Genomic DNA, 24,758 nt, shown 5'->3' on the forward strand with positions numbered 1-24,758 from the left:
TCCCTGCGTGCACGAGGACGAACAGCCCGGCCCCACCGACTGGGGCGCGACGGTCGGCGTGGGCCCGTGGGCGGGGCCGTGGCCGGACGACCCCCGCTACGACCCGCAGCTGCTCGCCGAGGGCGACCGGCGCAACGTCGTCGACCGGTACCGCTACTGGACGGTCGAGGCGATCGTCGCCGACCTCGACCGGCGCCGGCACCCCTTCCACGTCGCCATCGAGAACTTCGGCCACGACCTGAACATCGGCACGGTGGTGCGCACCGCCAACGCCTTCCTCGCCGCCGAGGTGCACGTGGTGGGCCGGCGACGGTGGAACCGTCGCGGCGCCATGGTCACCGACCGGTACCAGCACCTGCGCCACCACGACGACGTCGGCGGGCTGCTGGCGTTCGCGGCGGAGCGGGCGCTCGCCGTCGTCGCCGTCGACAACGGGCCCGGCGCCGTCCCCCTGGAGACCGCCGAGCTGCCCGAGCGCTGCGTGCTGCTGTTCGGCCAGGAGGGGCCGGGGCTCACCGAGGAGGCGCGGGCCGGGGCAGCCCTCACGGTCTCGATCGCCCAGTTCGGTTCCACCCGCTCGATCAACGCCGGCGTCGCCGCGGGCATCGCCATGCACGCCTGGGTGCGCCGGCACGCCGACCTGGGGGCCGCGCGCTAGTCCTGATCCCCGGTCAGCGGCGGGTCGGGGTCGATGCCACGGGCGTGCAGCGCCGCCTCGACCGCCTCGCAGACCGTCCGGACGACGGCGACGCGGGCCCACCGCTTGTCGTCGGCGGGGATCACGTGCCACGGCGCCTCGGGGGTGTCGGTGCGCTCCAGCATCTCCTCGACCGCCGCCTCGTACTCGCCGCGCTTCTCCCGGTTCCGCCAGTCCTCGTCGGTGAGCTTCCAGGCCTTGTACGGGTTCGCGCGGCGCGACTCGAACCGGTGCAGCTGCTCCTCGGGGGAGACGTGCATCCAGAACTTCACCAGCACCGTGCCCTCGGCGGCCAGCGAGGTCTCCAGGTCGACGATCTCCTGGTAGGCCCGGCGCCACGCCTCCTCCTCGGCGAAACCCTCCACCCGCTCCACCAGCACCCGGCCGTACCACGAGCGGTCGAGCACGGCCATACCGCCCCATCCCGGCAGCACCGGCCAGAACCGCCACAGGAAGTGGTGCCGTTTCTCGTCGGGGGTGGGGGCGGCGAACTGCGCCACCCGCACGTGCCGCGGGTCGAGCTCGCCGACCAGCCGCTGGATCGCCCCGCCCTTGCCCGATGCGTCCCAGCCCTCGAAGAGCACCAGCAGCGGCGGGCCGAGCTCGCCGGGCCCGATCTGGCCGCCGAGCAGCAGGCGCAGGTGCACCAGCCGCTCCTGGGCGGCGGCGAGCTGCTTCTTGGCCTCCTTCTTGTCCAGGTGGAGGCTCAGGTCGACGTCGTCCAGCCTGCTCATGCACCCGGAGACTGCCAGGGATCCGGCCCGTCCGCGTGAGTTGCCTCTCCGGACCGGGTCCCCGGGCCGGGGGAGTGGGACGATGGAGAGCGCCATGACTGCCCTCCCCCTGGTCTTCGACGCCCCCCGCCGCGGCAAGCCCCCGCGCCACCTCGCCGACCTCACCCGCGAGGAGGCCCGCGCGGCGGTGGTCGAGCTCGGCCAGCCGGCCTTCCGCGCCGACCAGCTCGCCCGGCACTTCTACCGCGGGGTCACCGACCCGGCCGAGATGACCGACATCCCGGCCGCCGTCCGCGAGACGCTGCGCGAGGCGCTGCTGCCCGGCCTGCTGACCGTGGTCCGCCACCAGACGGCGGACAACGGCCGCACCCGCAAGACCCTCTGGCGGCTGCACGACGGCGCCCTGGTGGAGAGCGTGCTCATGCGCTACCCCGACCGCGCCACCGTCTGCATCTCCAGCCAGGCCGGCTGCGGCATGGCCTGCCCGTTCTGCGCCACCGGCCAGGCCGGCCTGACCCGCAACCTCTCCGCCGCCGAGATCATCGGGCAGGCGGTGGCGGCGTCGGCGGCGATGGCGAACGGCGAGATCGCCGGCGGGCCCGGGCGGCTCTCCAACGTGGTCTTCATGGGCATGGGGGAGCCGCTGGCCAACTACGCCCGCGTGCGGGCCACCCTCGACGCGCTGCTCGGCACCACCCCCTACGGGCTGGGCCTCTCGCAGCGGTCGGTGACGGTCTCCACCGTCGGCCTGGTGCCGGCCATCCGGCGGCTCACCGAGGAGGGGCGCAACGTCACCCTCGCGGTGAGCCTGCACGCCCCCGACGACGAGCTGCGCGACACCCTGGTGCCGATCAACACGCGCTGGAAGGTCGGCGAGGTCGTCGACGCCGCCGACGCCTACGCGCAGCGCACCGGGCGCCGCTACTCGGTGGAGTACGCGCTCATCCGCGACGTCAACGACCAGCCGTTCCGCGCCGACCTGCTCGGCAAGCTGCTGGCCGGGAAGCTCGCGCACGTGAACCTCATCCCGCTCAACCCCACGCCGGGCAGCCCGTGGGACGCCAGCCCGCTCCCCGCCCAGCGGGAGTTCGTCGCCCGGCTGCGGGCGGCCGGCGTCGCCACCACGGTGCGCGACACCCGCGGGCAGGACATCGACGGTGCCTGCGGGCAGCTCGCCGCCGCCGACCGGGTCGAGGGCGTGCCCGCGGTGGCCCTGCCCACGCCGTCTGCCGAGGCGCCTGTCCCGCTCGGCGCGGAGGCCGACCAGGCGTGAGCACGGCGCCGCGCGAGGCCGAGGCGCACGAGCACACCCACGCCGACGTCTCCGGTGGCTGGCTCCGGGCCGCCGTCTTCGGGGCCATGGACGGCTTGGTCACCAACACCGCGCTCGTCGCCGGCGTCGCGGGCGGGGGTGCCGCCCCCCGTGCCATCGTGCTGGCCGGTGTCGCCAGCCTCGTCGCCGGCGCGGTGTCGATGGCGCTCGGCGAGTACACCTCGGTGAAGACGCAGAACGAGCAGCTCGACCTCGAGGTCGAGAAGGAGCGGCGCGAGCTGACCCGCAACCCCGTCGGCGAGCTCGCGGAGCTGACCGCGATGCTGCAGGACCGCGGGGTGGACGCCCGGCTGGCCCGGCAGGTCGCCGTCCAGCTCTCGGCCGACCCGGAGGTCGCGCTGCGGTTGCACGTGCTGGCCGAGCTCGGCGTGAGCACCGACGACCGGCCCTCGCCACGGGTCGCCGCGGTCTCGTCGTTCCTGACCTTCGGCACCGGTGCCGTGCTGCCGTTGCTGCCGTACTTCCTCGGCGTGCCGGTCCTCTGGGTCGCCCTGCTCAGCGGCGGGCTGGGGCTGCTGCTGGCCGGAGCCCTCTCCTCACGCTTCACCCCGCGGCCGTGGTGGTACGCCGGTCTGCGCCAGCTCCTGTTCGGGGCGGCCGCGGCCGGGGTGACCTACCTGATCGGCGCGGCGATCGGGGTCGCCGTCACCTGAGCGGCCGCCGGGCGTCGCCCGGGGCCGCGCGCAGGGGTGCCGAGCCGGTCTAGCGGCTGCGCCAGGAGTTCTTCCGGCGGCGCCAGTCCATGAACAGCACCAGCGCGCCCAGGGCGGTGAGGGCGAGGACCCAGACGTGCCCGGTGCTGATCAACGGCTCGTTGCCGGCCAGCATGAGCAGGAGGAAGCCCAAGGCGACGACGGCGCCGATCCGGCCCCAGGCGCCGGTCTCGCCGTGCCAGCCCCAGTCCTGGGGCTCCTCGTGCTCGACGGGGTGCTCGCCGGCGCGGACGACGGCCTCTTCACGGCCGGGCTGGTTGACCCGCTGGGTCGACGGGGAGTGCAGTGCCTCGGTCACCCGACCATTCTGGCAGGAGCCGGCGCACTCCACGCTCCGAGGTGGTGGCCCGGCGGGTCGTCAGCCGTCGCAGGAGAGCCCGGCCCCCGCGACGGCGGCGGTGGTCGCGGCCGTCGGGAGGCGGGCCAGCCCGTCCCCCACCGGGTCGCCCACGGGCAGCACGGAGACCTCGCCGACGTCGGAGAGGGCCAGGTCGAGCAGGTCGGCCACCGAGGTGCCGGGATCGAGGGCGACGGCGCCCGAGGCGGTCCAGATGACCGACTGCAGCAGCCAGGGGCGTGCGGCCGACGCCCGCACCTGGGTGGCCAGCGCGGCCAGGACGTCGCCGGCCGCGTCCGCCCGCCCGTCCGGGTCGACGGGAGCGGGGGCCCAGGCTCCGTCCACCAGGTGCTGCGGGTGGCGGGAGCGGACCATGGCCAGCGCGGTCGTCCCGTCGACGTGGGTACGCCCGGCGGTCTCCAGCAGCAACCCCGCAGCGGGGTCGCGGACCGGCCGGGGGACGTCCACGCGCAACCCGCCGACCGCGTCGACGACCGCGGCGAAACCGGCGAGGTCGACGCTCACCAGGTGGTCGGTGGGGATGCCGAGGGTGCAGAGCGCGTCCACCGTGGCCTGGGGGCCGTCGAGCCAGGTCAGGGCGAGCCGGTCGACGCTGCGGCCGTGCCGGACGAGGACGTCGCGGGGGACGGAGAACACCGTGGTCCCGGCGTCGGTCCGGTGCACGACCAGGACGACGTCCGCACGGCTGCCCGGCACCGTCTCGACCGTGCCGAAGTCACGCGCGTCGGTTCCCTGGGGCAACCGCTCGCGTGAGTCCACGCCGACGAGGACCCAGGTCCGGCCGTCGGCGTCCCCGGAGCCGTTCGCCAGGTCGGCATCCAGGCGCTCGACCCGCGCCGCGACCGCGACGACGTCGACGGCGACGACCCCGAGGAGCGCCACCAGCGCCACCAGCACCGCCGGCAGCCGCCGTCGGGCCCCGGAACGCGCCGGAAGCCGGCCAGGGGTGCCCTGGCCGGCTTCCGGGTCGTGCGGAGAGGTCATGCTCAGGCCTGCGAGGCCTCCGCGCGGCGACGGGAGAGGGCAAGTGCGCCGCCACCCGCGACGAGCAGGCCGGCGCCGAGGGCCAGCGGCAGGCCGACGCTGGCACCGGTGTAGGCCAGGCTGCCGGTGCTGCTCGTGGCGGCCGCCACCTGCAGGGACTCCTGGAAGTAGGTGCCCTGGTCGCCCTCGAGCACCAGCGTGTGGGTGCCCGCGGTCGTGCCCGCGGGAAGCGTGAACTCGGCGGTGACGACGCCCTCGGCGGTCGCGGTGAAGGTGTCGATCGTGGTCGGGGTCGAGTGCATGGTCAGCGTGACCTTCTCGAAGGGCTGGAAGCCCTTGTAGACCTTGACGACCTTCTGGCCGAGGACGGCGTCCTTCGTGGTGGCACCCGTGGTCTGGACGGCGACCCCGGGGGTGTTCGACGAGGTGCCGCGGATGGCGCCGGGAACCGGGGCGTCGGTCTTCGGCGCGGCCGGCGGCGGGGTGGGAGTGGTCGTGGCCGGCGCCTGCACGGTCACGGTGAGGGTCGGGTACTCGGCGAGCTCGGCGCTGTAGGCGTAGTCGCAGTCCGCGTACACCTCGTGCGCGCCGGCCGGCGTGCCGGCCGGGAAGGAGATCTCCGCCGTCCAGTCGCCCTCGGCCGTGGGAACGGCGAGGAACAGGGGGGAGTTGTCGTCGTCGAGGTCCGTCATGTCCGTGAAGACGATGACGCCGGCCTCGTAGTCCGGGTTCTCCGGATCGTCGGCGACGCAGCCGCTGCCGCTCACCTCGAACACCTGCCCGGCCTGCACGCTCGCCGGGCCGGTGGGTGCGGCGAGCCCGGTCGGTGCGGCGAGGGCGGCGGGCGCGAAGGCCATGCCGAGGGAGACCGTGGCGACGGCGAAGCCGGTGGCGGCGGCGACGCGCTTGGTGGTGCGGTGCGACATGGCGAGCTCCGATGGTCGGGGGCCCGGATCTCCGAGCCGTCGCGGTGAGTATCGGCACGCAGCGGGGCCAGATGTAGCGGATCGACGACGACACGCCGCTCGACGTGCAGGTCCTCGTCGATCCACACCCGCCCGAGACGCCCGAGCGCGGCGCCTAGGATCGAAACTGCCCAGCTCCGGTGCGGCTGATGGCATAACTTGCCGTTCCGCCAGGCCGGGGCCGGGGCGGCCTGTGGGTGCGGCCGGTGGCGGGGGGCTTGGCAGGATGCCCGCATGAGCGAGCCGCGCGAGGTCACCGTCCTGGGCTCCACCGGCTCCATCGGCCGCCAGGCCCTGGCGGTCGCCGCGCAGAACCCCGACCGGCTGCGGATTACCGGCCTGGCCGCCGGGGGAGGAGACGTCTCGCTGCTGGCGGAGCAGGCGCTGGCGCTGGGGGTCCGGACGGTCGCCGTCGCGCGGGCGACCGCCGCCCAGGACCTCCAGCTGGCCTTCTACACCGCGGCGCAGCAGCGCGGCTGGGCGAAGGGGGGTTTCTCGCTGCCGGAGATCCTGGCCGGCCCGCGCGCCGCCGAGGAGCTCGCTGCCCGCCCGGCCGACGTCGTCCTCAACGGGATCACCGGTTCGATCGGCCTGGGGCCCACGCTGTCGGCGCTGCGGGCCGGGCGCACCGTCGCCCTGGCCAACAAGGAATCGCTCGTGGCCGGTGGTGACCTGGTGCTGGCCGCCGCCGCCCCCGGTCAGCTGGTGCCGGTCGACTCCGAGCACTCCGCGCTCGCACAGTGCCTGCGCGGCGGCTCGCGGGCCGAGGTCGCCCGGCTGGTGCTCACCGCGAGCGGAGGGCCCTTCCGCGGCCGGACGGCCGCCGAGCTCGCGGAGGTCACCGTCGAGCAGGCGCTCGCCCACCCGACCTGGGCGATGGGGCCCGTCGTCACCATCAACTCGGCGACGCTCGTGAACAAGGGGCTGGAGCTGATCGAGGCCCACCTGCTCTTCGGCGTCCCCTACGCCGACATCGACGTCGTCGTGCACCCGCAGTCGATCGTGCACTCCATGGTCACCTTCTCCGACGGCGCGACGATCGCGCAGGCCAGCCCGCCGGACATGCGGCTGCCCATCGCCCTGGGGCTGGCGTGGCCCGACCGGCTGCCGGTCGTGCAGCCGGCGCTGGACTGGTCGGCAGCGAGCACCTGGGAGTTCCTGCCGCTCGACGAGGAGGCCTTCCCCGCTGTGCGGCTGGCCCGCGCGGCGGGGGAGGCCGGCGGCGTGGTCCCGGCCATGTACAACGCCGCGAACGAGGAGGCGGTCGCCGCGTTCACGGCGGGTCGGCTCTCGTTCCCAGGGATCGTCCAGCTCGTCGCGCGTACCCTCGACGCCGCGCCGGACCTCGGCGCCCCCACCTGCGTCGAGGACGTCCTGGCGGCGGAGAAGTGGGCCCGGGAGCACGCCCGGGGTGTGATCGGCGGAGGCTGAGCTGAGCGGATTCCTGCTGACGATCCTGGGGATCGTCCTGTTCGCCCTCGGCCTGATGTTCTCCATCGCCTTCCACGAGGCGGGGCACTTCTACTGGGCCCGGAAGTTCGGCATGCGGGTGCCGCAGTTCATGGTCGGCTTCGGGCCCACCGTCTTCTCCCGGCGCCGCGGCGAGACCGAGTACGGCATCAAGGCCGTCCCGCTCGGCGGCTACATCCGCATCGTCGGCATGATCCCGCCGGCCGAGGAGAACGAGAGCAAGCGCGCCACGCGCATGCGCAGCTTCATCGCCGAGGTGCGCGGGCAGGCGCTCAACGACGTCCGCCCCAGCGACGGCGACCGCGTCTTCTACAAGAAGCCCTGGTGGCAGCGGGTCGTCGTGATGTTCGCGGGGCCGTTCCACAACCTGGTGCTCGCCGTCATCTTCTTCGCGGTCGTGCTGATGGGCTTCGGCATCCCGGAGATCACCACGACGATCCGCCAGGTGCCCGACTGCGTCCTCCCCGCCGGCGCCGCGAGCGCCGGTGCGGAGGACCCCTGCTCGATCCCCATCACGTCCGAGGGGGAGCTGTGCGAGGCCGGCGCCGCGGGCTGCGCCCTGCCGGCACGCAGCCCCGCCGCGCGGGCCGGCCTGCAGCCGGGCGACACCGTGCTCGCGCTCGACGGCGAGCCCGTCTCCCAGGAGACCGACGTCGGCTGGCAGCAGGTGCAGGACGCGATCCGCACCAGCGCCGACGAGCCGGTGGTCTTCACCGTCGAGCGCGACGGGGAGCGGCGCGACCTCACCGTCACCCCCATCGAGAACGTCGTCTACGCCGACGAGGAGGGCGAGGCGACGCAGGTCGTCGGCTTCGTCGGCATCAGCCCGCTGCAGCGCGAGGTGCGCCAGCCGCTGAGCGAGGTGCCGGGTCACTTCGGCGACATCCTGGTGCGGTCGGTGGACCGGCTGGTGGAGATCCCGGAGCGGGTGCCGCAGCTGTTCCGCGCGGCGTTCCTCGGCGAGGAGCGCGACCCGCTGGGCCCGATCGGCGTGGTCGGCGTCAGCCGCATCTCCGGTGAGGTCTTCGCCCTCGACCAGCTCTCGCCGGTGCAGAAGATCGGCTACTTCATCCAGCTGCTGGCCGGGCTGAACCTGGTGCTGTTCCTGTTCAACCTGCTCCCGATCTACCCGCTCGACGGGGGCCACGTGGCCGGCGCGCTGTACGAGAAGGCGCGCTCGACGGTCGCGCGGCTCCGGGGGCGGCCCGATCCCGGGCCGTTCGACATCGCCCGGCTGATGCCGGTGGCCTACGCCGTCGCAGGCCTCTTCCTGGGGCTCTCGCTGCTGCTGCTGATCGCGGACGTGGTCAACCCGGTCAGGCTGGCTGGGTGATCGGCGCGGCCGGCGTCGCGGCACCGCGGGCCGGCCGGGAGGCGACGAGCACGCCGCCCACCACGAGGATGCCGGCGACCAGCTCCACCGGGTCCAGCACCTCGCCGAACGCCAGCCACGACGCGAGCACGCCGACCACCGGCACGAGCATGGAGAACGGCGCCACCACGTTCGACGGGTGCCGGGAGAGCAGCGTGTTCCAGATCCCGTAGCCGACCAGCGTGGCGACGACGACGACGTAGAGGAGCCCCAGCACCGCCGGCAGCGCCTCGGCCGTCGCAGCGGTCGCCAGCGAGCGCACGATCCGGTCCGGCCCTTCGACGGCCAGCGCGAGCACCAGCATCGGCACGGGCGGGATCGCCGCCGTCCGGAGCGTCAGGTGGAACGCGTTCGGCGCTTGGGCCCGGCGGCTGCAGACGTTGCCGATCGCCCAGCCGAGCGCCCCGCAGAGGGTGAGGACGACGGGCAGCCACGCGGCCGTCTGCGCCCGGTGCACCGCGATCGCGGCGAGACCGAGAACGGCGAGCACCACCCCGCCGAGCTGCCGCGCGGACAGCCGCTCGTGCAGCCAGACCCCGGCGATCAGGACGGTGAACGGCGCCGACGCCTGCAGCACCAGGGACGCCAGGCCGCTGGGCATGCCGGCGGCCATCCCGGCGTAGAGGCAGGCGAACTGCAGGATCCCGATGCCCACCCCGACGCCGATCAGCCAGCGCAGGGGGACGACCGGCCGGGGGATCAGCAGGAGCGCGGGCAGCCCCACGAGCGCGAAGCGCAGCGCGACCATGGACAGCGGCGGGAACTGCTCGAGGGCGAGGGCCGTGGCCGGGAAGTTGAGCCCCCAGCACACCGCGACGAAGCAGGCGAGGAGGCGGTCGCGGAGCGGCACACCGCGAGCCTGCGGTCGACGTTCGTGAAGGACAAGCGCGCGGTGCGGGCGGTCGTCGGCGAGGGCGTGGCCGAGGCTGCCGCCTACCCGGCCTGAGGCGCCGGCGCACGCCCTGCACCCTGCGGACGCGCACGTCACAGCGGCCCGGCCGTCCGGCGGGGGATACTGGCGACATGGCGATCCCCGTCGGCCTCGGCATGCCCGCTGCCCCTCCGCCCGTGCTGGCCCCGCGTCGGAAGACCCGGCAGCTGGACGTCGGCGGTGTCGGTGTCGGCAGCGACTTCCCGGTCAGCGTGCAGTCGATGTGCACGACGAAGACCGCGGACATCAACGCGACGCTCCAGCAGATCGCCGAGCTGACGGCGTCGGGCTGCCAGATCGTGCGGGTCGCGGTGCCCGACACCGACGACGCCGAGGCGCTGCCGATCATCGCGAAGAAGTCGCAGATCCCGGTCATCGCCGACATCCACTTCCAGCCGCGGTACGTGTTCGCCGCGATCGACGCCGGCTGCGCCGCCGTCCGCGTGAACCCCGGCAACATCAAGAAGTTCGACGACAAGGTCGGCGAGATCGCCCGGGCGGCCAGGGGTGCCGGCATCCCGATCCGGATCGGCGTCAACGCCGGCTCGCTGGACAAGCGGCTGCTCGCCAAGTACGGCAAGGCGACCCCGGAGGCGCTGGTCGAGTCCGCGCTGTGGGAGTGCTCGCTGTTCGAGGAGCACGACTTCCGGGACATCAAGATCTCGGTCAAGCACAACGACCCGGTGGTCATGGTGCGCGCCTACGAGCTGCTGGCCGCGCAGTGCGACTACCCGCTGCACCTCGGCGTCACCGAGGCCGGGCCCGCCTTCCAGGGCACGATCAAGTCCGCCGTCGCGTTCGGCGCCCTGCTGAGCAAGGGCATCGGCGACACCATCCGGGTGTCCCTCTCGGCCCCGCCGGCGGAGGAGGTGAAGGTCGGCAACCAGATCCTGGAGTCGCTGAACCTCAAGCAGCGCGGCCTGGAGATCGTCAGCTGCCCCTCGTGCGGGCGCGCCCAGGTCGACGTCTACAAGCTCGCCGACGAGGTCACCGCCGGCCTCGAAGGCATGGAGGTCCCGCTGCGGGTGGCCGTCATGGGGTGCGTCGTCAACGGCCCCGGTGAGGCCCGCGAGGCCGACCTCGGGGTGGCGTCCGGCAACGGCAAGGGGCAGATCTTCGTCAAGGGGGAGGTCGTGAAGACCGTGCCCGAGTCGCAGATCGTCGAGACCCTCATCGAGGAGGCCATGCGGATCGCCGGCGAGCACGTCGACGCCGGTGAGCCCTCCGGGCCGCCGGTCGTCTCCGTCAGCTGACCCGTGCTCCGTACGCCTGCCGCCCGCGTCCTCGACGAGGCCGACGAGCCGGCCGTGCACCGGCTGCTCGCGACCGACCCCGTCGCGGCCTGCGTGATCGCCGGCCGGGTCGAGGCCTCGGGTACGGCGGCGGTCTCGCTGGGCGCCCCGCTGTGGGGCATCGGCAGCGGCCGGGAGCTGGACGCGGTCTGCCTGGCCGGCGCGAACCTCATCCCCTTCGCGCTGCCCGGGAGCGAGCGCGCCGCCGCCGTCGCCTTCGCCGAGCGGGCCCGCCGGGCCGGGCGCCGCTGCTCCACCATCGTGGGCCCCTCCGCCGCCGTGGCGCCGCTGTGGGACCTGCTGGCGCCCTCGTGGGGGCCGCCCCGCGACCACCGGCCCCGGCAGCCGCTCATGGCGATCGACTGCCCGCCCGCCGTCGCCCCCGAGCCGCGGGTGCGGCCGGTGCGCCCCGGGGAGCTCGACGTGCTGCTCCCGGCCGCGGTGGCGATGTTCACCGAGGAGGTCGGCGTGAGCCCGCTGCGGGTCGACGGCGGCGCCGGCTACCGCGCACGGGTCGACGAGCTGGTGCGGGCCGGCCAGTCGCTGGCCTGGATCGAGGACGGGCGGGTCCTGTTCAAGGCCGAGATCGGCGCGGCCTGCCGGGCCGCGTGCCAGGTGCAGGGCGTCTGGGTCGCGCCGGCGCTGCGCGGCCAGGGCATCGGCACGGCCTGCACCGCCGCGGTCGTCGAGTACGCCCGCGCGGTCATCGCCCCCGTGGTCAGCCTCTACGTCAACGACTACAACACGCGGGCCCGCGCCTCCTACCGCCGGGTGGGTTTCCGCGAGGTCGGCGAGTACGCCAGCGTCCTGTTCTGAACCGTCGCTCCCGTCTGGGAACCTGTGTGGGTGCGCACCCGCCCGGCCCCCGCTCTGCTGATCCCGATCCTGCTGGCCGTCCCGGTGCTGGCCGGCTGCTCGGGCAGCGAGGACGACGTGCGCGCGGCGGCGGAGGCCTTCCTCGAGGACTGGACGGCGGGTGACCTCAGCGCCGCGGCCGGTGCCACGACCGACCCCGCCGCCGCCACCGCGCTGCTCGAGCAGACCGCCGCCGACCTCCCCGGCGCGGCCCTGACCGCCGAGATCGGCGAGGTGGCCGTCGACGACGGCGTCGCCACCGTCGGCTGGACCGCCACCTGGGACCTGGAGGCGGCGCCGGAGTGGAGCTACGAGGGCACCCTTCGGTTGCGCGAGGGTGACGACGCGTGGCAGGTGGTCGCCGAACCGGCGGTCGTCCACCCCGAGCTGGGCGAGGGGCAGCACCTGGAACTGGACCGGCAGCTGCCCGAGCGGGCGGCGATCACCGATGCCTCCGGCGCCCCGCTGTTCACGCCGACCGAGGTGGTCCGGGTGGGCGTCGACCCCGCCCAGGTGACCGACCTGCCGGCGCTGGCGGCGGCGCTCTCGGCGGCGACCGGCGTCGCCGCCGAGGAGATCATCGCCGACGTGCAGGCCGCGCCGGAGGGGCAGTTCGTGCCGGTCATCGACCTGCGCCGGCCGCAGTTCGAGCAGATCCGCGGCCAGGTGTTCGACCTGCCCGGCGCCGTCTTCCCGACCGAGACCCGGTCGCTGGCGCCCTCGTCGAGGTTCGCCGTCGCGCTGCTGGGCCGGGTCGGCGCGGCGACGGCGGAGCTCCTGGAGGAGACGGCGGTCGACGGGGAGCCCCGTTACGCCGCCGGAGACCAGCTGGGGCTGTCCGGGCTGCAGCGGGCCTACCAGGAGCAGTTGAGCGGGACCGCCGGCTTCACCGTCGCGGTGGCCGGTACGGAGGAGGGGTCCGGCCGGGAGATCGCCTCCGTGCCGCCCGTCGCGGGGGAGCCGGTGCGGACGCCGCTCGTGCCGGCCATCCAGACCGCCGCCGAGGCCGCCGTCGCCGCCCAGCCCCTGCCCGCCCACCTCGTCGTCGTCCGCCCCGGGACCGGCGAGATCCTCGCGGTGGCCTCGAACGAGGCGGCCAACCCCGCCAACGCGCTCACCGGGCAGTTCCCGCCGGGGTCCAGCATGAAGGCGGTGACGGCGACCGCACTGCTGGACGAGGGCGGACTCACCCCGCAGACACCGGTGCCCTGCCCGGCGACGACGGTCGTCGAAGGACGCGAGTTCGAGAACCAGGACCAGTTCGACCTCGGCACGGTGCCCTTCACCGAGGCCTTCGCGCAGTCCTGCAACACCACGTTCATCCAGCAGGGCCTGCAGCTGCCGGACGCCGCGCTGGCCGAGGCGGCGGCCGCCTACGGCGTCGGCACCGACTGGGACCTGCCGGTCGACGTCTTCAGCGGCAGCGTCCCGGGCGACAGCACCGGGACGGCGAAGGCGGCGAACGCGATCGGGCAGGGGCAGGTGCTCATGAGCCCCGCCCAGCTGGCCCTGGTCGCCGCGGGCATCGCCGGGGGTACCCCGGTGGCTCCGGTCGAGGTCGTGGGCGCCGAGGCGGCGGGGCCGGTGCCCAGCGGCCCGGCCGCCGGGGTGCTCGACGGCCTGCGGCCGATGATGCGCCAGGTCGTGTTGTCGGGGACCGCGCAGGCGCTGGCCGACCGCGGCGAGGTCTACGGGAAGACGGGCACGGCCGAGTTCGGCACGGCCAGCCCGCCGGAGTCGCACGGCTGGTTCATGGGCTACCAGCTGGCCGGCCCGCAGGGGGACATCGCCTTCGCGACCCTCGTCGAGGCCGGGCAGTCCAGCAGCGCCGCGGTCGCCGTCACCGACGCCTTCCTCGGCAACCTGGGCTGACCTCGGCCCCGGCCTACCCCGCGGAGAGCCCCGGGAGAGCGCTCGTCACGGGGCTCAGGCCCGCGGCCTGGCGCCACGCGACGGCCCGCACCTCGGCGGCGGTGAGCGCCTCCACGGCCAGCGCCCGCGTGGTCCGCTCCGCCGCCCGGTCCAGGACCCGCACCCAGGCGGCGGCGACGCCCTCCTCCAGGACGGCGGCGAGCGCTGCGGCGTCCACCGGCGACAGCACCGGGAAGGGCAGCGCGTACCCGGCCTCGGGCAGCGCCGGATCGGCTCCGCGCTCGCCGAGGAGGGTGGTCACCCGGTCGCGCACCTGGCGGTGGCCCGTCTCGGCGGCCGCGGCCGCGCCGCGCTGCTCCGGTGGCAGCGCGGCCCCGACCACGCCGTAGCCCCACACCGCGGCGTGCTCGGCGGCGAGCGCGGCATCCAGCGCGGCGTCCTCGGCGGAGGTGGCGGTGGTGTCCTCGTCAGCCATGGCCGTCCTCCGTCATGCCAGTCGTGCCTCGTGCCCGCGCAGCCCCGCGGCGATGGAGCCCAGGAGGGCGGCCCGCGCACCGGCCTGGCCCAGCGCCGCGGCGGCGTGGGAGGTGGCCGCGACGGCGACCTGCGCCCGCAGCCAGGCCTGCGCCTCCCCGGGCAGGGGCGCGTCCGCCGGCGGGGCGGCCGAGGGGCTGCTGCCGGGCGCCGCCGCGCGCAGCCGGTCCAGCTGCTCGGCCGCCTGGTCGGCGAGGACACCGACCGCCGCGGCGAGCGCGGGATCGGCGGCGAAGGCCAGCTCGTAGGCCCGGACCAGGGTCTCCTGGACGCCGACCTGCGCGGCCAGCTCGTCGGCCTGCGCGCTGGTCACGGTGTCGCGCTCCTCCACCGCGGGAGAGGAGGTGCACCCGGTGGCCACGGCGGCGACGCCGGCGGCGGAGGCCACCAGAAGGGTCCGGCGCGTGAGCGTCCGCGGGCCGGGACGGGGGGTGGAAGACATCACCCCCATCCTCGCAGCCGCCGGCCCCCGCAGCCGGTCCTCCGGTCGGACGGGCGTGCCGCGTGGACGTGAGGTGCACCGCACCCGCCGTGCCCGCCGGTGGGCGCACCACCCGGCCGGTCCCGTCCGGCCGCCCCGCGCCGGGCCGGGGTGCCGGTGCGGGCGGTAGCCTGAGCACTTCCCCTCGACACCGGGCCCGGCCAGCGACGCAGGTCCGCGGCGCCGGGCCGCAGAACTGCGCGCACGGCACCGTGCCGCCGACCGAGCCTGAGGAGGCCAGCGTGTCCGCCTCTCGCGGAACCCAGCGGAGCGACCCCGCCACCGACCGGCTGACCGGCTGGATCCGCCCGGTCGTCACCGAGGCGGGGTACGACCTCGAGGAGCTCGTCGTCACCCCCGCCGGCCGGCGCAGCGTCGTCCGCGTCGTCGTCGACCGCGATGCGGGGATCACCCTCGACGACATCGCCGAGGTCAGCCGGGCGGTCTCCGACGTGCTGGACCGCAACGACGACGGCATGGGCCGCACCCCCTACGTGCTGGAGGTGACCAGCCCCGGGGTCGACCGCCCGCTCACCGAGCCGCGCCACTGGCGCCGGAACTCCGGACGGCTGGTGGTGGTCGCGGTCGGTGCCGCGGGGGCGGCCGAGCAGCTCACCGGGCGGATCACCGAGGTCGACGGCGACGGCGTCACGCTGGCCGTCGAGGCCAAGGGCAAGCCGGGGGCGAAGAAGCGTCCGCCGCAGCCGCGCCGCGTGCCCTGGGCCGAACTGGGCGCGGGGCGGGTGCAGGTCGAGTTCGGCCGGGCCGACTCCCACGCCGACGACAGCACCGACGAGATCGCGGGCGACACCGCGGAGCACGACGCCGACGAGCGCGACGACCTGGACCAGGCCGCGCTCGCGGACGACGACGGAGGAGAGAAGTGAACATCGACGTCACCGCGCTCAAGGCGGTGGAGCGGGAGAAGGGCATCCCGGTCGACACGGTCATCGAGGCGCTCGAGACCGCCCTCGTGACCGCCTACCGGCACGCCGACGGGGCGGCCAAGCACGTGCGCGTGCACGTGGACCGCAAGAGCGGCGAGGTCGCCGTCCTGGCGCAGGAGATCGGCCCCGACGGCGAGGTCGTCCGCGAGTGGGACGACACCCCCTCGGACTTCGGCCGGATCGCCGCGAGCACCGCCAAGCAGGTGATCGTCCAGCGGCTCCGCGACGCCGAGCACGAGCAGACCTTCGGCGAGTACGCCGGCAAGGAAGGCGACATCGTCAGCGGCATCGTCCAGGCCGACCAGCGGCGCAACGCCAGCGGCATCGTGATGATCGACATCGGCAAGGTCGAGGCCGTGCTGCCCTCCGCCGAGCAGGTGCCGGGGGAGTCCTACCCGCACGGCAGCCGGATCAAGGCCTACGTCGTCGCCGTCTCCCGCACCTACCGGGGCCCGCAGGTCACCGTGTCGAGGACCCACCCGAACCTGGTCCGCAAGCTGTTCGCGCTCGAGGTCCCGGAGATCGCCGACGGCAGCGTCGAGATCGTCGCGGTCGCCCGCGAGGCGGGGCACCGCACGAAGATCGCGGTGCGCACCTCCGTCCCCGGGCTGAACGCCAAGGGTGCCTGCATCGGGCCGATGGGCCAGCGGGTGCGCAACGTCATGAGCGAGCTGCACGGCGAGAAGATCGACATCGTCGACTGGTCGGAGGACCCGGCGTCCTTCGTGGCCTCCGCGCTCAGCCCGGCCCGGGTGTCCAGCGCCCAGCTCGTCGACCCGCAGGCCAAGGCCGTCCGTGTCGTCGTCCCCGACTACCAGCTGTCGCTGGCCATCGGCAAGGAGGGGCAGAACGCCCGCCTGGCCGCGCGGCTGACCGGCTGCCGGATCGACATCCGCAGCGACGCCCAGGACGAGGACGCCGGCGCAACCCCCTCGCCGGGGGTGGGCCGCCCGCCGCTGCGCTCCGGCCTGCCGCCTCACCCGGGCGGGGGGCGCGGCGGGGCTCCGGGGTCCCGCGCGCAGGCTCCCGCGGGCGGTCCGCGCTCGGCTCCACGCCGCGCGGAACACCGCGGGCCGGCCACGCGCTAGAGTGACGGGTGGCCGAAAAGTCGGATCCGGTCCGCACCTGCGTGGGGTGCCGGAAGCGAACCTCGGTCGATGACCTGCTGCGCGTGGTCGTCGTGGACGGGAACCTGGTTCCCGATCCGCGGCGGCGGCTCCCCGGTCGCGGTGCCTCGCTGCACCCGACGGCGGAGTGCCTGCGCGCAGCGGAGCGACGCCGGGCCTTCCCGCGGGCGCTGCGCACCAGCGCCCCCGTGGAGGTCGGTCCGCTCCGGGCCCACGTCCTGGGCGCCTCCGCGGAGGTCGCCGGGACCGGGCCGGGAGAGGGCGACAGCACTGCACAGTCGGGCCGGCACCAGGCCGGTCCGCACGTCGACAGGACACCGTCGGATGACTCAGCCGTGAAGTTCTCACGATGACCATGCGCCACTAACGACGAGGTCGAGCGGGCAAGCCGCCGGCCTCACCAAGAGGAGACCCGTGCCAGGCAAAGCCCGCGTACACGAACTCGCCAAGGAGTTCGGTGTCGACAGCAAGACCGTGCTCGCCAAGCTCAAGGAGCAGGGCGAGTTCGTGAAGTCCGCGTCCTCCACCGTCGAGGCCCCCGTGGCCCGTCGGCTGCGCGAGGCGCTCGGCGCCGCCACCAGCGGCGGCAACGACGGGGCCGCTGCCCCGCGCCCGAGCGCGCCCGCTCCCCGTCCCGCCGCTCCGGCGCCGCAGGCGGCCCCGCAGGTCCCTGCTGCTCCGCAGGCCCCGGCGGCGTCGGCCCCGTCCCGCCCGGCCGCTCCCGGACCCCGTCCGGGTCCGCGCCCCGCGGCGCCCGCCCCGCAGGCCCCGGCCGCCCAGGCCCCGGCTCCGCAGGCCCCGGCTCCGCAGGCCCCGGCTCCGCAGGCCCCGGCTCCGCAGGCCCCGGCCGCGCAGGCCCCGGCCGCGCAGGCTCCTGGGGCCCCGGTGCAGCAGCCGTCCGCTCCCCGTCCCGCGGCATCCCGGCCGGCTCCCGCCGGTGGCGCTGCCCCGGGTGGTCCGCGTCCCGGTCCGCGGCCGGCCCCGCGCCCGGGCAACAACCCCTTCAGCAGCACGCCCCGCCCCGGCCCCGCGGCCGGTGGCGCGCGTCCGGGCCCCGCTGGTGGTCCCCGTCCGGCGCCCGGCGCGGGCGGCCCCCGTCCGGCGCCCGGTGCGGGTGGTCCGCGCCCCGGTCCGGGCGGTCCCCGTCCCGGCGCCGGTGGTCCCCGTCCGGCGGCCGGTCCCGGCGGTCCGCGCCCGAACCCGGGCATGATGCCGCAGCGCCCCTCGCCCGGCATGATGCCGCCCCGACCCGCCGGTGGCGGCCGACCGGGCGGTGGGCCCGGCGGTGCCGGTCGCGGTCGTCCGGGTGGTCCCGGCGGTGGCGGTGGCGGTGGCTTCCGTCCCGGCGGTGGCGGTGGCGCTCCCGGCGCCGGCGCGCCCGCCGGCGGTGGCTTCCGCGGCGGTGGCGGCGGTCGTGGCCGTGGTCGCGGTGGCTCGGGAGCCGGTACGGCCGGTGCCTTCGGGCGTCCCGGCGGCCGGGGTCCGGTCCGCGGGCGCAAGAGCAAGAAGCAGCGGCGTCAGGAGTTCGACTCCATGGCGGCGCCCAGCATGGGCGGCGTCAGCCTGCCGCGCGGCAACGGGCAGACCGTCCGGCTGCCCCGTGGCGCCTCGCTGACCGACCTGGCCGAGCGCATCAACGCGCAGCCGGCCGCGCTGGTCACCGCCCTGTTCCACCTGGGCGAGATGGTGACCGCCACGCAGTCGGTCAACGACGAGACGCTCCAGCTGCTCGGCGCCGAGATCGGCTGGGTCATCCAGGTCGTCAGCCCCGAGGACGAGGACCGCGAGCTGCTCGAGACCTTCGACCTCACCTTCGGTGACGAGGAGGGCGACGAGGAGGACTGGTCCGCCCGTCCGCCGGTCGTGACCGTCATGGGTCACGTCGACCACGGGAAGACCAAGCTGCTGGACGCGATCCGCGACGCGAACGTCGTGGCCCGCGAGGCCGGCGGCATCACCCAGCACATCGGCGCCTACCAGGTCGTCACCGAGCTGGACGGCAACGAGCGTCCCGTCACCTTCATCGACACCCCGGGCCACGAGTCGTTCACGGCGATGCGTGCCCGCGGCGCGAAGGTCACCGACATCGTCATCCTGGTCGTCGCGGCCGACGACGGCGTCATGCCGCAGACGGTCGAGGCGCTCAACCACGCCCAGGCCGCCGAGGTCCCGATCGTGGTCGCGGTGAACAAGGTGGACAAGGAGGGGGCCAACCCCGCCAAGATCCGCCAGCAGCTCACGGAGTACGGCCTGGTCGCCGAGGAGTACGGCGGCGACACGATGTTCGTCGACGTCTCGGCGATCACCCGGCAGGGCCTCGACGACCTGCTCGCGGCGGTGCTCCTCACCGCCGACGCCTCGCTGGACCTGCGCGCGAACACCGAGCAGGACCCGCAGGGCGTGGTCATCGAGGGCAAGCTGGACAAGGGTCGCGGCCCCGTCGCCACGGTGCTCGTCCAGCGCGGCACGCTGCGCCAGGGCGACTCCATCGTGGCCGGCGACGCCTACGGCCGCGTCCGGTCGCTGCTCGACGAGCACGGCAACAAGCTGAAGGAGGCCCTGCCGGCCCGCCCCGTGCAGGTCGTGGGTCTCACCTCGGTGCCCCGCGCCGGCGACACCTTCCTCGTCGTCGACGAGGACCGCGTCGCCCGGCAGATCGCCGACCGCCGCCAGGCCCGCATCCGCAACGCGCAGAACGCCTCGATGCGCAAGCGGATCAGCCTGGAGGACCTCGACGCGGCGCTCAAGGAGAACCGTCAGCTCAACCTGATCATCAAGGGCGACAACTCGGGCACCGTCGAGGCGCTCGAAGAGGCGCTGATGAAGATCGAGGTCGACGACGAGATCTCGCTGCGGGTCATCCACCGCGGCGTCGGCGGCATCACCAAGAGCGACATCGACCTGGCGCTGGCCGACGACGTCATCGTCCTCGGCTTCAACGTCCGGGCCGAGGGCCAGGCCACCGAGCTCGCCAACCGCGAAGGGGTGGACGTCCGGTACTACACGGTCATCTACCAGGCGATCGACGAGATCGAGGCCGCGCTCAAGGGCATGCTCAAGCCGATCTACGAGGAGGTCCAGCTGGGCACGGCGGAGGTCCGCGAGGTCTTCCGGGTGCCCAAGGTCGGCAACGTCGCCGGCTCGCTGGTCCGCAGCGGCACGATCGTGCGCAACTCCAAGGCGCGCCTGATCCGTGACGGTGCCGTGGTCGCCGACAACCTGTCGGTGGAGTCCCTCCGCCGGTTCAAGGACGACGCGACCGAGGTCCGCGAGGGCTACGAGTGCGGTATCGGCCTGGGGTCGTACAACGACATCAAGGTCGACGACGTGATCGAGACCTTCGAGCTGCGCGAGAAGCCGCGCGACTGAACCAGATGATCCCTTGCCCCCCACTGCGAGCGGGTGACGTGCTGGAACGGCCCTCCTGCAGGGTCCCGGCGCGAGCTCGCGAGCGGTGGGGGGCAGGAGGGTCCTCCTAGTGTTCACCGGCGCGCTCACCGCCGACCTGCTGCTGGGCGACGTCCACTCGCTCAAGGGCAAGCGGTCGGTCGTCCGGCCGATCGTCGCCGAGCTGCGGCGGCGGTACGCCGTCGCAGCGGCGGAGGTCGGCGACCAGGACCTGCACCGCCGCGTGCAGATCGGGGTCGCCACCGTCGCGGGGGACGCCGCCCAGGTCTCCGACGTCCTCGACGCCTGCGAGCGGTTGCTGGCCGAGCGGCCGGAGGTGACCCTGCTGTCGACGCACCGGCAGCTCGTCAGCGACACCGATTGAGGACCTCGTCGCCCACAACCCCCTCGCAGTCTGGGGGGCGGGCCCCGGCGACGAGGCCGCCCGACCCACCCAGGTAGCGACCTGGCAGTCCCAAGGAGGTCCCTGATGGCCGATCCGGCCCGCGCCCGCAAGCTGGCGGTGCGCATCCGACAGATCGTCTCCGCGGCGATCGAGTCCCAGATCAAGGACCCCCGGCTGGGCATGGTGACCGTCACCGATGCCCGGGTGACCAGCGATCTCCGCGAGGCCACGGTGTTCTACACCGTCTACGGCGACGAGACGCAGGTCGCCGACTCGGCCAAGGCGCTCACCAGCGCCACCGGGGTGCTCCGCTCCACCGTCGGCCGGCAGACCGGGATCAAGTTCGTCCCGTCGCTGACCTTCGTCGCCGACATCGTCCCCGACACCGCGCGCGAGCTCGAGGAGGCGCTGGAGCGGGCCCGGCACGCCGACGCGGAGCTGGCCCGCGCCCGCGAGGGCGCCAGCTACGCCGGCGAGCCCGATCCCTACCGCCGCCCCGCGGAGGACGGGGACGACGACGCACCGGCCGGCGGCGGGGCTGCCGATGACAGCGGCGAGGACCTGACGCCCCGGACGAGGAGTGCGCTGTGAGCGAGAACGACCCCGACCCGAACCTGCCCGACGAGGGTCACGGCCGCTCGGAGTTCGGCGGCCGCCCGGCCCCCGACGCCGGTGACCCCACCCAGGGCGGCAAGCGTGGCGAGATCGGGGAGGCGCCGAGCATCGCGGAGGACGAGCCGGACGACGGCGGCCCGGGCTATCCCGTGGGCGGCGGCGACATCACCGAGCACCAGGGCGGCCGGGTCGCCGACCCCGACCCGGCGGGGTGACCCCCGCCAACCCCGGCGGCGGTGCGGTCCCGGACCTCACCACCGCCACGAGGTCGGTCGCCGCCGTGCTCGCCGAGGCGGCGCATGCGCGGGCGACCGTGGTCCTCTCCGGGCACGTCCAACCCGACGCCGACGCCCTCGGCAGCACCCTGGCGCTCGCCGAGGGGCTGCGCCGGCGCGGTGCCCGGGTGCTCGCCACCTTCCCGGGCCCGTTCACCCTCCCGGCGTCGCTCGGATGGATCCCCGGCGCGGAGGGGCTGGTGCCCTCGGGCGCCGTCCCCTCGTCCCCGGACGTCTTCGTCAGCCTCGACGCGGCCTCCCCGGGGCGCCTCGGCGAGCTGGCTCCGCTGCTCGACCGCGCCGGCACCTCCGTGGTCGTCGACCACCACGCCAGCAACCCCGGCTTCGGCCACCTGCGGCTCGTGGACCCGGCCGCCCCCGCCACGGTCACCCTCGTCGCCGACCTCCTCGACGGCCTCGGCGTGGCGCTCGACGCCCAACTGGCCACCTGCCTGTACGCCGGGCTCGCCGCCGACACCGGTTCCTTCCGGTTCGGCAGCACGCGGCCGGAGACCCACGAGCTCGCCGCGCGACTGCTCGCCACGGGCATCGACCAGGCCGCGATCAGCCGCCGGCTGTTCGACACGGCCCCCTTCGGCTGGCTCGGCCTGCTCTCGGTCGTCGCCGGGCGTGCGGTGCTCGAGCCGGAGGTGGGCGCCGGGCTGGTGTGGACGTGGTCCAGCACCGCCGAGGCAGCCGAGCACGGCCTGCCCGGGGAACAGCTCGAGGCGCTGGTCGACGTCGTCCGCTCGACCCAGGAGGCGGACGTCGCCTGCGTGCTCAAGGGCCAGGACGACGGGTCCTGGTCGGTCTCCCTGCGGTCCCGCGGGGGGAGCGACGTCGCGCGGGTCGCGACGGCGCTCGGCGGCGGCGGGCACCGGGCGGCCGCCGGGTACACCTCGCACCTCGACCGCGAGGGCACCGTCGCGGCGCTGCGCCGGGAGCTCTGCGATCTGTCGGCCGCGGGCCGGCCACCGCGACCAGGTGGGTAGAAGGATCTCCGTGCCCCCCACGCCTCGCCGGCCGGGCGTGGGCCCCCGCACCGGGGCCGATCAGGCCGCCGAGCCGGATCCAGGAACCGGATCGGGAGGCGTCCGGCCCCCGCCATCCGGTTCCCCGTCCGTCCTCGCCCTCGCCGCCCCGGCGCTCGTCGTCCTCGCGGCCGAGCCGCTGTACCTCCTCGTGGACACCGCCGTCGTCGGCAACCTGGGCACGGTCGCCCTCGGTGGGCTCGCCGTCGGTGGCGGCCTGCTGGCGTGGGCAGCCGCGCTGCTGAACTTCCTGGCGTACGGCACGACCGCGCGCGCCGCCCGCCGCGCCGGCGCCGGTGACCGGGCCGGCGCGGTCGAGGAGGGCGTGCAGGCGACCTGGCTCGCGCTCGCCCTGGGGGTGCTCGTGCTCGCCCTCTTCCAGCTGCTGGCCGGGCCGCTGACCCGGGTCCTCGCCGGGGGCGCGGGGCCGGTCGCGGAGGCGGGGGAGGGCTGGCTGCGGGTGGCCTCGCTCGGGGCCCCGCTGCTGCTGGTGTCGCTGGCCGGGAACGGCTGGCTGCGCGGTGTCCAGGAGCTGCGCCGCCCGGTCCGCTACGTCGTCGCGGGCAGCCTGCTCAGCCTCGTCCTCTGCCCGCTGCTCGTGCACCCGGTGGGGCTGGGCCTGGTCGGCTCGGCGGTGGCGAACGTCGCCGGGCAGGCGCTCACCGCCGCCCTCTTCGTGCGGGCGCTGCTGCGCGAGGGCGCTGACTGGGGCGCGCACCCGCGGGCGATCGTGCGGCAGCTGGTCATCGGCCGCGACCTGCTGCTGCGGGCGGCGGTGCTGCAGCTGTCCTTCCTGGTCGCCGCCGGGGTCGCCGCGCGGGCCGGGACGGCGGCCCTGGGTGCCCACCAGATCGCGTTGCAGCTCTTCTTCTTCCTCGCCCTGGTGCTCGACGCCTACGCCATCGCGGCGCAGACCCTGGTCGGCCACGCCCTCGGTGCCGGGCGGCCCGACGAGGCCCGCGCGACGGCGCGCCGCGTCGTGGGTTGGGGCCTGGTCACCGGTTGCCTCGTGGCCGCCGTCCTGATCGCGCTGCGGGACGTCCTGCCGCCGCTGTTCACCGACGACCCGGCGGTGCTGGCGCAGGCCGCCCTCGTCTGGTGGTTCCTCGCCTGCTTCCAGCCGCTGGCGGGGGTGGTGTTCGCCCTGGACGGCGTGCTGATGGGGGCCGGCGACGTCGGCTACCTGCGGACCGTCACCATCGCGGCCGCGCTCGTCGGATTCCTGCCCCTGTCGCTGCTCGCCGGGCCGCTGGACCTCGGCCTCGCCGGCATCTGGACCGGGCTCACGCTCTTCATCGTGCTGCGGCTGGTCGCGGTGCTGCTGCGGGTGGCGGGTGACCGGTGGGTGGGCGCGCCTGAGACGGTTGCCCCGTGAGCACCGCGAGAACGACGCCCGAGCGAGCATCGCAGGGAGCGCCAGCGACCGAGGAGCGGAACGAGGGCGGAGTCGAGCAATGAGCCGACGCCCGGATGCCGACGTCCCGCCCGGACTGCTGCTGGTGGACAAGCCGGGCGGCATGACCTCCCACGACGTCGTCGCCCGCGCCCGCCGCGCGCTGTCGGTGCGCAAGGTCGGGCACGCCGGGACGCTCGACCCCATGGCCACCGGGCTGCTGGTCCTGGGCGTCGGCACCGCGACCCGGCTGCTCGGGTACGTCGGCGGGCACGGCAAGACCTACGAGGCCAGGATCCGGCTGGGGCAGGCGACGGTCACCGACGACCGCGAGGGCGAGGTGCTCACCACCACCTCCGCGGCGCACCTCGACGACGACACCGTCCGCGCGGCCCTCGCCGCGCAGACCGGACCGCTGCAGCAGGTGCCCTCGGCGGTGAGCGCGGTCAAGGTCGACGGCCGCCGGTCCTACGACCGCGTGCGGGCGGGGGAGGCCGTCGAGCTCGCCCCCCGCTCGGTCACCGTGCACCGGCTGGAGGTGCACCGCCTCAGCCGGCCGGAGCCAGACCTGGTGGACGTCGACGTCACGGTCGAGTGCACCGCCGGGACCTACATCCGCGCCATCGCCCGCGACGCGGGCGCGGCGCTGGGCGTCGGCGGCCACCTGACGGCGCTGCGCCGCACCGCCTCGGGGCCGTTCGCGGTCGCGCAGTCCGGCACGGTCGAGGACGCAGCCGCCTCGCTGGTCGCCGGCGGCGGGCCCGGGTTCCTCGGGCTCACGGAGGCGGCGCGCCTGGTCTTCCCCGAGCGGCCGCTCACCCCGGAGGAGGCGCGGGCGCTCGGCTACGGCCAGCGCATCCCCGCGACCGGGGCGGCCGGGCTGCACGCCGCCGTGGACCCCGACGGCCGGCTGGCGGCCCTCGTCGAGGACGCCGGTCGCACGGCGCGCGTCGTCGTCGGCTTCCCGCCGGCCTGAGGCGGTGGCA

General features: G+C 75.3%; 25 protein-coding genes and 1 pseudogene. 19 read left to right on the forward strand and 7 right to left on the reverse strand.

From position 1 onward, the window contains the following. Positions 1 to 7 precede the first annotated feature (7 nt). The gene (locus ACI792_RS14565) at positions 8 to 658 is read left to right on the forward strand and encodes a TrmH family RNA methyltransferase (protein ID WP_456603215.1); all 651 of its coding nucleotides are present in this window, start codon (positions 8 to 10) and stop codon (positions 656 to 658) included. Here ACI792_RS14565 and ACI792_RS14570 read toward each other — a convergent pair. Further along, a complete protein-coding gene (locus ACI792_RS14570; RefSeq protein WP_456603216.1) occupies positions 655 to 1,431 on the reverse strand; it encodes a polyphosphate kinase 2 family protein in 777 nt (258 codons plus the stop codon). The two genes, ACI792_RS14565 and ACI792_RS14570, sit on opposite strands and share 4 nt — an antisense overlap. Positions 1,432 to 1,525: 94 nt before the next feature. Here ACI792_RS14570 and rlmN point away from each other — a divergent pair, with 94 nt between their 5' ends. Both rlmN and ACI792_RS14580 read left to right on the forward strand, forming a co-directional pair. Beyond that, positions 1,526 to 2,704, forward strand: coding sequence for a 23S rRNA (adenine(2503)-C(2))-methyltransferase RlmN (gene rlmN / locus ACI792_RS14575; protein ID WP_456603217.1), 1,179 nt, complete (start codon positions 1,526 to 1,528; stop codon positions 2,702 to 2,704). After that, positions 2,701 to 3,417, forward strand: coding sequence for a VIT1/CCC1 transporter family protein (locus ACI792_RS14580; protein WP_456603218.1), 717 nt, complete (start codon positions 2,701 to 2,703; stop codon positions 3,415 to 3,417). Before rlmN ends, ACI792_RS14580 begins: the two co-directional genes overlap by 4 nt. Before the next feature lie 49 nt (positions 3,418 to 3,466). Here the strand turns inward: ACI792_RS14580 and ACI792_RS14585 are convergent, their stop codons facing one another. The 3 genes from ACI792_RS14585 to ACI792_RS14595 are packed head-to-tail and all read right to left on the reverse strand — an operon-like array spanning position 3,467 to position 5,745. Continuing rightward, on the reverse strand, positions 3,467 to 3,775 hold the full coding sequence (locus ACI792_RS14585) for a DUF2631 domain-containing protein (RefSeq protein WP_456579019.1): 309 nt from the start codon (positions 3,773 to 3,775) through the stop codon (positions 3,467 to 3,469). A gap of 60 nt (positions 3,776 to 3,835) precedes the next feature. Then, entirely contained in the window at positions 3,836 to 4,819 is a 984-nt protein-coding gene (locus tag ACI792_RS14590) for an LCP family protein (RefSeq protein ID WP_456603219.1), read from the reverse strand. Positions 4,820 to 4,821: 2 nt separating this feature from the next. Next, a complete protein-coding gene (locus ACI792_RS14595) occupies positions 4,822 to 5,745 on the reverse strand; it encodes a hypothetical protein (protein WP_456603220.1) in 924 nt (307 codons plus the stop codon). 273 nt (positions 5,746 to 6,018) lie between these two features. Here ACI792_RS14595 and dxr point away from each other — a divergent pair, with 273 nt between their 5' ends. Next, positions 6,019 to 7,215, forward strand: a complete 1,197-nt coding sequence (gene dxr / locus ACI792_RS14600; protein ID WP_456603221.1) for a 1-deoxy-D-xylulose-5-phosphate reductoisomerase — start codon at positions 6,019 to 6,021, stop codon at positions 7,213 to 7,215. Between the two features lie 37 nt (positions 7,216 to 7,252). Then, complete coding sequence (locus ACI792_RS14605) at positions 7,253 to 8,587, forward strand: M50 family metallopeptidase (protein WP_456603243.1); 1,335 nt, start codon at positions 7,253 to 7,255, stop codon at positions 8,585 to 8,587. Here ACI792_RS14605 and ACI792_RS14610 read toward each other — a convergent pair. Further along, positions 8,571 to 9,476, reverse strand: coding sequence for an EamA family transporter (locus ACI792_RS14610; protein WP_456603222.1), 906 nt, complete (start codon positions 9,474 to 9,476; stop codon positions 8,571 to 8,573). The genes ACI792_RS14605 and ACI792_RS14610 overlap by 17 nt on opposite strands. A gap of 173 nt (positions 9,477 to 9,649) precedes the next feature. Here ACI792_RS14610 and ispG point away from each other — a divergent pair, with 173 nt between their 5' ends. From ispG to ACI792_RS14625, 3 genes are read left to right on the forward strand one after another with little or no spacing between them, the layout of a single operon-like run. Beyond that, positions 9,650 to 10,810 (forward strand): flavodoxin-dependent (E)-4-hydroxy-3-methylbut-2-enyl-diphosphate synthase, encoded by a 1,161-nt coding sequence (gene ispG, locus ACI792_RS14615; protein ID WP_456603223.1) that lies wholly within the window; start codon positions 9,650 to 9,652, stop codon positions 10,808 to 10,810. A 3-nt stretch (positions 10,811 to 10,813) separates the two neighbouring features. Next, positions 10,814 to 11,665 carry a GNAT family N-acetyltransferase gene (locus ACI792_RS14620; protein ID WP_456603224.1) on the forward strand — a complete coding sequence of 284 codons (852 nt, stop codon included), beginning with the start codon at positions 10,814 to 10,816 and terminating at the stop codon, positions 11,663 to 11,665. Between the two features lie 30 nt (positions 11,666 to 11,695). Then, the gene (locus tag ACI792_RS14625; protein WP_456603225.1) at positions 11,696 to 13,576 is read left to right on the forward strand and encodes a penicillin-binding transpeptidase domain-containing protein; all 1,881 of its coding nucleotides are present in this window, start codon (positions 11,696 to 11,698) and stop codon (positions 13,574 to 13,576) included. 13 nt (positions 13,577 to 13,589) lie between these two features. On the opposite strand, the gene ACI792_RS14630 is transcribed toward ACI792_RS14625, so the two are convergent. Both ACI792_RS14630 and ACI792_RS14635 read right to left on the reverse strand, forming a co-directional pair. After that, on the reverse strand, positions 13,590 to 14,051 hold the full coding sequence (locus ACI792_RS14630; RefSeq protein WP_456603226.1) for a ferritin-like domain-containing protein: 462 nt from the start codon (positions 14,049 to 14,051) through the stop codon (positions 13,590 to 13,592). A 12-nt stretch (positions 14,052 to 14,063) separates the two neighbouring features. Then, on the reverse strand, positions 14,064 to 14,552 hold the full coding sequence (locus ACI792_RS14635) for a twin-arginine translocation signal domain-containing protein (protein WP_456603227.1): 489 nt from the start codon (positions 14,550 to 14,552) through the stop codon (positions 14,064 to 14,066). Between the two features lie 281 nt (positions 14,553 to 14,833). Here ACI792_RS14635 and rimP point away from each other — a divergent pair, with 281 nt between their 5' ends. The 11 genes and pseudogenes from rimP (at position 14,834) to truB (ending at position 24,748) form a co-directional block, all read left to right on the forward strand. Next, positions 14,834 to 15,478, forward strand: a complete 645-nt coding sequence (gene rimP / locus ACI792_RS14640; RefSeq protein WP_456603228.1) for a ribosome maturation factor RimP — start codon at positions 14,834 to 14,836, stop codon at positions 15,476 to 15,478. Beyond that, positions 15,475 to 16,626: a transcription termination factor NusA gene (gene nusA, locus ACI792_RS14645; RefSeq protein ID WP_456603229.1), complete on the forward strand. Its 1,152-nt coding sequence runs from the start codon at positions 15,475 to 15,477 to the stop codon at positions 16,624 to 16,626. Before rimP ends, nusA begins: the two co-directional genes overlap by 4 nt. Positions 16,627 to 16,667: 41 nt before the next feature. Beyond that, complete coding sequence (locus tag ACI792_RS14650; RefSeq protein WP_456603244.1) at positions 16,668 to 17,018, forward strand: YlxR family protein; 351 nt, start codon at positions 16,668 to 16,670, stop codon at positions 17,016 to 17,018. A gap of 61 nt (positions 17,019 to 17,079) precedes the next feature. Continuing rightward, positions 17,080 to 17,223: pseudogene (locus tag ACI792_RS14655) on the forward strand (translation initiation factor IF-2 N-terminal domain-containing protein); the annotation flags it as partial. Between the two features lie 975 nt (positions 17,224 to 18,198). Next, positions 18,199 to 20,034 (forward strand): translation initiation factor IF-2, encoded by a 1,836-nt coding sequence (gene infB / locus ACI792_RS14660; RefSeq protein WP_456603245.1) that lies wholly within the window; start codon positions 18,199 to 18,201, stop codon positions 20,032 to 20,034. Between the two features lie 109 nt (positions 20,035 to 20,143). Then, positions 20,144 to 20,437, forward strand: coding sequence for a DUF503 domain-containing protein (locus ACI792_RS14665; RefSeq protein ID WP_456579006.1), 294 nt, complete (start codon positions 20,144 to 20,146; stop codon positions 20,435 to 20,437). Between the two features lie 105 nt (positions 20,438 to 20,542). Further along, a complete protein-coding gene (gene rbfA / locus ACI792_RS14670) occupies positions 20,543 to 21,049 on the forward strand; it encodes a 30S ribosome-binding factor RbfA (RefSeq protein ID WP_456603230.1) in 507 nt (168 codons plus the stop codon). Next, entirely contained in the window at positions 21,046 to 21,288 is a 243-nt protein-coding gene (locus ACI792_RS14675) for a hypothetical protein (RefSeq protein ID WP_456579004.1), read from the forward strand. Before rbfA ends, ACI792_RS14675 begins: the two co-directional genes overlap by 4 nt. Continuing rightward, on the forward strand, positions 21,285 to 22,340 hold the full coding sequence (locus ACI792_RS14680) for a DHH family phosphoesterase (protein ID WP_456603231.1): 1,056 nt from the start codon (positions 21,285 to 21,287) through the stop codon (positions 22,338 to 22,340). Before ACI792_RS14675 ends, ACI792_RS14680 begins: the two co-directional genes overlap by 4 nt. A 10-nt stretch (positions 22,341 to 22,350) precedes the next feature. Then, entirely contained in the window at positions 22,351 to 23,754 is a 1,404-nt protein-coding gene (locus tag ACI792_RS14685) for an MATE family efflux transporter (protein ID WP_456603232.1), read from the forward strand. Positions 23,755 to 23,833: 79 nt separating this feature from the next. Continuing rightward, entirely contained in the window at positions 23,834 to 24,748 is a 915-nt protein-coding gene (gene truB, locus ACI792_RS14690) for a tRNA pseudouridine(55) synthase TruB (protein ID WP_456603233.1), read from the forward strand. Positions 24,749 to 24,758: the final 10 nt, after the last annotated feature.

The sequence above is a fragment of the Blastococcus sp. SYSU DS0669 genome, assembly GCF_054050895.1.

Bases quoted from the DNA above. Each gene is read 5' to 3' on its own strand.
- ACI792_RS14570 (WP_456603216.1), bottom strand. From the start codon at position 1,431: ATGAGCAGGCTGGACGACGTCGACCTGAGCCTCCACCTGGACAAGAAG.
- rlmN (WP_456603217.1), top strand. From the start codon at position 1,526: ATGACTGCCCTCCCCCTGGTCTTCGACGCCCCCCGCCGCGGCAAGCCC.
- ACI792_RS14590 (WP_456603219.1), bottom strand. From the start codon at position 4,819: ATGACCTCTCCGCACGACCCGGAAGCCGGCCAGGGCACCCCTGGCCGG.
- ACI792_RS14595 (WP_456603220.1), bottom strand. From the start codon at position 5,745: ATGTCGCACCGCACCACCAAGCGCGTCGCCGCCGCCACCGGCTTCGCC.
- dxr (WP_456603221.1), top strand. From the start codon at position 6,019: ATGAGCGAGCCGCGCGAGGTCACCGTCCTGGGCTCCACCGGCTCCATC.
- ispG (WP_456603223.1), top strand. From the start codon at position 9,650: ATGGCGATCCCCGTCGGCCTCGGCATGCCCGCTGCCCCTCCGCCCGTG.
- ACI792_RS14630 (WP_456603226.1), bottom strand. From the start codon at position 14,051: ATGGCTGACGAGGACACCACCGCCACCTCCGCCGAGGACGCCGCGCTG.
- ACI792_RS14635 (WP_456603227.1), bottom strand. From the start codon at position 14,552: ATGTCTTCCACCCCCCGTCCCGGCCCGCGGACGCTCACGCGCCGGACC.
- infB (WP_456603245.1), top strand. From the start codon at position 18,199: ATGGCGGCGCCCAGCATGGGCGGCGTCAGCCTGCCGCGCGGCAACGGG.
- rbfA (WP_456603230.1), top strand. From the start codon at position 20,543: ATGGCCGATCCGGCCCGCGCCCGCAAGCTGGCGGTGCGCATCCGACAG.
- truB (WP_456603233.1), top strand. From the start codon at position 23,834: ATGAGCCGACGCCCGGATGCCGACGTCCCGCCCGGACTGCTGCTGGTG.